Origin of the sequence: Methanoregula sp. (assembly GCF_002835825.1) — an archaeon.
Lineage (GTDB): Archaea > Halobacteriota > Methanomicrobia > Methanomicrobiales > Methanospirillaceae > Methanoregula.
Map to the genome: position 1 here is coordinate 1 of NZ_PIZH01000108.1, position 6,107 is coordinate 6,107.

Annotated in this window: 6 protein-coding genes and 1 pseudogene; 2 read left to right on the plus strand and 5 right to left on the minus strand. The window is 55.5% G+C overall.

Annotation, left to right across the window (positions count from 1 at the left end; all coding sequences use genetic code 11):
• Positions 1-507: hypothetical protein (locus tag CW742_RS05475; protein WP_292417579.1), on the plus strand; the 507-nt coding region annotated here is incomplete at its 5' end.
• Between the two features lie 3 nt (positions 508-510).
• Here CW742_RS05475 and dinB read toward each other — a convergent pair.
• The 5 genes from dinB to CW742_RS05500 all read right to left on the minus strand — a co-directional run bounded on the left by dinB (position 511) and on the right by CW742_RS05500 (position 5,642).
• On the minus strand, positions 511-1,662 hold the full coding sequence (dinB, locus tag CW742_RS05480; RefSeq protein ID WP_292417582.1) for a DNA polymerase IV: 1,152 nt from the start codon (positions 1,660-1,662) through the stop codon (positions 511-513).
• 9 nt (positions 1,663-1,671) lie between these two features.
• Entirely contained in the window at positions 1,672-2,847 is a 1,176-nt protein-coding gene (locus CW742_RS05485) for a hypothetical protein (protein ID WP_292417584.1), read from the minus strand.
• Positions 2,848-2,915: 68 nt separating this feature from the next.
• The gene (locus CW742_RS05490; RefSeq protein ID WP_342764863.1) at positions 2,916-3,401 is read right to left on the minus strand and encodes a YkgJ family cysteine cluster protein; all 486 of its coding nucleotides are present in this window, start codon (positions 3,399-3,401) and stop codon (positions 2,916-2,918) included.
• Between the two features lie 15 nt (positions 3,402-3,416).
• Entirely contained in the window at positions 3,417-4,481 is a 1,065-nt protein-coding gene (locus tag CW742_RS05495) for a hypothetical protein (protein ID WP_292417587.1), read from the minus strand.
• A 192-nt stretch (positions 4,482-4,673) separates the two neighbouring features.
• Positions 4,674-5,642: a PEGA domain-containing protein gene (locus tag CW742_RS05500; protein WP_292417590.1), complete on the minus strand. Its 969-nt coding sequence runs from the start codon at positions 5,640-5,642 to the stop codon at positions 4,674-4,676.
• A 150-nt stretch (positions 5,643-5,792) separates the two neighbouring features.
• Here CW742_RS05500 and CW742_RS05505 point away from each other — a divergent pair.
• Positions 5,793-6,107, plus strand: a pseudogene (locus CW742_RS05505) (magnesium transporter CorA); the annotation flags it as partial.

Here is a 6,107-nt window from a genome sequence, read left to right on the forward strand (position 1 = left end):
GGGCAGCGTCAGAGGTGGATAGGAGACAGGGTGGGTACCCCCCATGCCGGATATGCAGCGGAAGACCCCCCCTGCGCTATCAACAGCGGTTTCATGAGCTGCCGCTGCGTACCCGTACAGGCTGCATGGGGAGGTGCCGTAATGCAGGACGTGTCACTGGAGTTGATTGTTAACATACACAGGAATGTACTTGCAGATTCACAGGCTGATCTCCGAATTGTCTCTGAAGGGAACCTGCACCAGCTGGTCTTCCAGGCTAACCTGACAGACAACCCGTTCTCCCGAGCGGCCCTTGTATTCTGGTCCCTGTGCGCATACCCTGCCTTCAGGGAGGGAAACAGGAGGACTGCGCACCGTCTTGCAGAAAAGATCCTGGACTCGGCAGGCTGCCGGGTGGACCTCCCCTGCCCAGATGTTCGGGCACTGGTGCAGGGAATCGATGCTTTCACGGTTGAGCCGGAAGATGTTGAGAGGGCGTTCAGAAGATCTGCTTCACTTGTCTCCTGATGGTCACAACGGCAATGTTGCCTGGGCTGCATCCCTCTTCTCAAAAGACGATAGCCGGACCCCGATGAGCCGGATCTTCCTGCCATCGTACTCCTCACGGAAGAGGGTATGGGATAGCGACTGTAAGGATGCAGGATTATTCGTGAAATGAGTGAGACTCCGGCTCCTGTTCCGGGTGATAAAACCCGTGTAGCGGATCTTCAGCGTGAGTGTCCGAAACCGGAGGTTTTCTTCTGACAATGTCCCGGAGACACTTCCTACAAGTGCGTCCAGCATTGAGATAATCCCCTCAACATCATCCGTATCGGTTTCGAAGGTTGTCTCCCGTGAGATTGATTTGGTCTCACCCGATCCTTCCGGTACTCTGCTGCTGTCGATCCCGCAGGCAAGATGGTGGAGAGAGACGGCACTTCGCCCGAACCTGCCGATCAGGACCTGGACATCCTGCCGTGCAAGGTCGCCGATCGTCCGGATTCCCATCTCAAAGAGCATCCCCTCGGCTTTCTTTCCCACTCCCGGGATTCTCCGTACAGGAAGCGGGGATAGGAAGTCCCGGGCTGCGGATGGCGTCACAATGGTGAGCCCGCCGGGTTTCCGGAAATCCGAGGCAATCTTGGCAATGGTCCGCGAAGGGGCAATGCCGATTGAACAGGAGAGGCCCAGACGTTTTTGGATACTCTTCCGGACTTCTTCGGCGAATGCCTGTGCTGTCTCAAAAGTTTTCAGGTGACTTATATCCAGGAATGCTTCATCGATGCTCACCTGATCCATACGGAAACCGTACGACTTGAGGATCGCCATCACCGCAGCCGATGCCCGGACATATGCGGGAAAATCCGGGGGGAGGAAGACGGCATGGGGGCAGAGGACATACGCCTGGGATATCGGCATGGCAGAGCGGATGCCGTACTTCCGCGCTTCGTAGGAACAGGTCGAGACAACCCCGCGTCCTTTTCCCTGTTTGGGATCCGCCCCGATGACAACAGGTTTTCCCGCCAGTTCCGGTTGTTTCTGCTCCTCTACGGATGCGTAAAAACTGTCCATATCGAGATGGAAAATGATCCGGCCGATGGCGGGATCAGAAATTCCTGCCGCACCGGGTATTGTATCATGGGACCTGTGGCCGGTTTCCCGGGATGGCAACACGAGCACCATACAGCACCCTCACCCACCAATGGAGAGGAAATCGCCAAGCCGGCACTGCCTCTCGCGGATGGTCGATTGCAGGAGAGGGCCTTCCTCGATGAACCGGGTCACCGGCAGCATGAATTTATCCGTCAGGTACCGGAGTGCCGGACGTATCCCTTCAAACTCGGTCGGGGTCTGCTGCATCGCGCTCCGGACATTCTCCCGGACATTGAAGACCCCCATCGGGACATAGCCATTCCTTGCCTCCCTCAAGATGATTGCCCCCGCCTGCTTTCCTTCCCGGGCAAGTGCTTCGAGCACCGCCATCTTGCAGGAGTAGTAGCACCCGCCAAGCGGGGAGTAGGTGGTTTTTTTCTTCGTACCCTCGTGGTCGGAAAAGACCAGTTCCTCATTTCCCAGCACATGGAGAAATGCCTCCGACCATTCGTACTGCCATGCCGTCGGCATCAGGATGACCGCGTAATGGTTGTTGAGGCTCGAAAACTCGTACACCCTCCAGGTATCGATCACGGCATTCCTTTTCACATCCGACAGGAGACGGTCGCCGATGATCGTATCGCAGGCCGTGATCGACCACCGTGTCGGGACAAGGTGCCGTGCCCTCCCCTGGCCCATCGTCCCGACAGAGAATGCTTTCTGGATACTGGAGAACGGCACCCTGTTTTTGTGCAGGTCCACTACGGCATCTGCCGCCCTGAGGTCTGTATCATAGAAGGTACGTTCCAGATTCGGGTTCCACCGCCCGGGCTCGACATCGAACCGTTCGATCCCCGCGCTCGGCCCAAACGGGGTGTGCTCCTCGGAAAATGACTGCCCCTGAGGGGCGGATGTAAAGGCAACTTCGCTCTCAAGCGATGATTTCGAAAGCGCTATCTCCTGGAGTTTTCCGATGAACCGGTTATCGAGATCCGCTGCATGCACCTGCCGCTTGCCCCGTATAAGGTTCATGCGGTACCCGATGATCTCTTCCTGCGTATGATTTCCGGGTATCCATGCTTCGGGCATGTCCATGACCATGGTGTCTCCATGCTCGGGGACGACCATGGGGCCCGCAAAGACATCCGGATAGTTCCAGCTCCCGATGAATACCGACGGGGGGGTACTGCCTTCAATCTCCTTACCCATGGCAAGCGATTTCATCGGCATGGTCGATGCCGTCAGTTGCCGGAGGTAGGCACCTTTCCCGATCATAGGATGATGAGAACAAGGCAGGGGACGGTATTAAGGGAGTGAGTGCGCGGGGAGAAAGTGAACAGGGCCTACCTCCGCACGGTATACCCGGCATTCCGGAGGATCCGGGTCATGGTCTCCTCCCATTTCCGGTCATCAGGCTCCTTATGCTCCTCGACACAACTCTCCCAGATCTTTGTGAGGAGGGCATTCTCGGAGCAGAGCGTCCTGATGTTCATGATCCGGCCAACGCGGCGTCCCTTGTGGTCGAGGATCAGGAGCCGCCAGCAGCCATAGTCTCGGCAGATATCGGGCCGGGTCAGGTGTGCGGTACACCATGCCTTGTCGGTTCCTGGCTGGAACCGGAAGAAGGGACAGGCATCCGGGAGGGCCGTAAAGATGCTCTTGTCGTCGAAGAGTCCGAGCTTGTCCGGGTCAACCGTCACCGGCGTATCTTCATTGGTATAATTATTATGGACGAGGAAGCGGTAGTCCCCGTACTCCTCCTTGATCACGTGGACGTACCCGAGATAACTGCAGCACTCCCCGCACTGGAAGCACTCGAACGGCAGGATACACCCCTCCCCGGATCAATGCAGGAGATTCTCCCAGACCACAAGCAGGATCTCAAGGGCGATGAGGATAATAATGATCCACTCCAGCGAGTTCGAGTGCTGGATGCGGACCTCGTCCGAGAGCATCGAGTAATTCTCCTTGATCACCCGCATCTTCCTGCTCACGTTCTCGCTCCATTGGCCGCTCCGGAGCACTTTTAACGCTGTGGCATAGACCCGCGCATTGTACACATCTTCGGTGACTTTGATCAGGTTCTCGACCTTCTCAATAATCTCCGAGATCTCGGCCGAGGTCTCCATCAGCTTGGCCATGATAGCGTGGTACTGCCGGCCCCGGAAGAACGGGGACATCCGGTCCGCGTGCTCGATGGCGTCGTACATCTTCTCCATCTCGCGGGCGAGTTCCCGGTCATAGTACCGGAGTTCCAGCACCTGCACGTTTGCAAACTCGATGAGATCGATGAGATCCGTCGGGTTATCTGGATTACAGAGCAGGGCCGAGTCCCAGGACAGGATTGCAAGGTCATCGGTTGTGTAACTGAGGGAATTTTTGATGATCTCTTCGCGCATCTGCGGGGCGATATTGGCCTTTTCGCCAAGAAGGAGCGCAACCGGATCAATGGAATCGCCCCGCTTGTCCGTGACATACACGGAGTAATCCTCGTAAAAGTCCGTATCGATGGCAAAATTTTTGATGTGCGGGCGCATGATCTCGCCAAGCGTCTTGAGGTACTGGACGTAAAATTCCGAGAGCCCTTCCTGGCCGGCAAACAAAAAGGCAATCTCTTCCAGCTTGCTGATATCTGCATCCGGCGTCTCATAGATAAAACAAAAGCTGATGGCACCGATATCGTATACGCGGGCAACGACCGAGAATTCAAACGGCCGGCCGTCCCGCTCCACCCGGATCGGGTGCATCTGGATCATGAGCGGGGGGTCCTCGATCATGATGGACTTGGGCTTGACCCGGACAAAACTCGTCCGTGCAGTAAAATAGTTCTGGGCAAGGGCCTTCTCGAGCCAGTCGAGATCCATCTCCCTTCCAATATCATAAATCCGGTAAAACCGGAGCGCTATCATGGGTATCTCTCTCCTGAATGGGGGTATTTTCGTATCTGCAATAATGAACAACCATGAAGATGATAAAGGCTTGCGAAATCTCCGTTATTAAAAAATCAGGGGGTGCAGCGCACGGGGAACGCCACAGATGCACCCTGACTGCTCGTGACGTGACAATGTTTGAAACGGCGGGGAAAAAGAGTGACAGAGGGATTATTTTCTCACAAGAACTGCGACAGCACCGGCAATCACCAGCGCAATCCCGCAGGTCAGGGGGATCAGGGAGGACTGTTGGGGGGTTGTTGGAGCAGATGACGGTGCCGAAAGGTCGGTTGCCAGCGTTGCATACAGGTTGACGGTCTCGCCTTTCACGGGATAGCGTTCGATTCTCCCCGTGTAGGGGAGATATCCGCTCTTGCTGACCGTGAACGTCTTGTAGGGTGTGCCGGTAACATAGACCTGGACAATGAGGCTGCCCTGTTCAATCGTCCCTTTCTCGTCTGCATCGAACAGCACCGTGGCACCATCGACATTACAATTCACCTTGTAATACCCGATATCGCCGCCGATTGTCGCACCGGGGGACGGCGCTGTGGTGGGATTGAGCGTGGCGTAGAGGTCGTAGGTCTGCCCTTTCCCGGGAACGGTGGGGATCGATCCCGTGTAGGTAGTGTAACCGTCTTTCTTCACGGTATATTCCCGGTACGGTGTCCCGGTACTGTACACCGGCACATAGACGACACCCCTTGTTATCTCGCCCTTGTCCAGTCCATCGAAGAAGACTGTTGCACCCTCGATATTGCAGTGCACAACATACCATCCCACGTCCCCGCCAACCGCGGTTTCGGTTGTTTCCGGGAGCAGGTTAAGTGTCGTGTACACGTGCACTTTCTCATCGGTTGAAGGTGAACTCGTGAGTGAATTGGTAAAGGTTGCGTACCCGCTCTTCTGGACACGGATTTTCTTGTATGTCGTACCTGCAGGCACCTGGACGGTCAATGCACCCAGGGCGGTTTCGCCAACGTATTTGTCATCAAGATAGACCTTGGCCCATTCAACATTGCAGTGGATGACATACCATCCCTGACCGCTTTCATCAGATGTTGTATCGGCTGCAACAGGGACAATGCAGAGACCTGCAAGAACTATCAAGAGAAGTATTGCCCGGGACTTACTGTTCATATCAATCTCCCTCTGGTACAGACTGCTTTGAGGGAATCTTATAAATAACCGTGGGAAAAGCGACATGGAACTACCTATATACGTATCCAGTATCAATTACCCGGTAGATCTCCTAGATCAATCCGGGTCCATGGATGAAACGGTGTTTCTATGAAGATGCACGACCGCCAGCAGACAACGTCAAGTACGGTCACGGTACCGTTAAGTTTCTGTATCCTTCTTCATCCCGACGGCAGGATTGAGAGACTGGTAGACCAGAAGGTCGAAGATTATTTTCTGGCACTCAGGGATGCCAGCATCGCCTGGATCGACTGCAGCATCCATGACGAGGACAAGGAGATCGAGCAGCTTGCCCAGCTGGCCGGTTTTACCAAAGTCCCGATCCCCAAACTGACCCACGGGTTCTATTCAGCGTACGAGGATTACGACACGGAGCTCGGCATCATGCTGCCCTCGGTCACGGTC

Bases quoted from the DNA above. Each gene is read 5' to 3' on its own strand.
- dinB (WP_292417582.1), bottom strand. From the start codon at position 1,662: ATGGTGCTCGTGTTGCCATCCCGGGAAACCGGCCACAGGTCCCATGAT.
- CW742_RS05485 (WP_292417584.1), bottom strand. From the start codon at position 2,847: ATGATCGGGAAAGGTGCCTACCTCCGGCAACTGACGGCATCGACCATG.
- CW742_RS05495 (WP_292417587.1), bottom strand. From the start codon at position 4,481: ATGATAGCGCTCCGGTTTTACCGGATTTATGATATTGGAAGGGAGATG.
- CW742_RS05500 (WP_292417590.1), bottom strand. From the start codon at position 5,642: ATGAACAGTAAGTCCCGGGCAATACTTCTCTTGATAGTTCTTGCAGGT.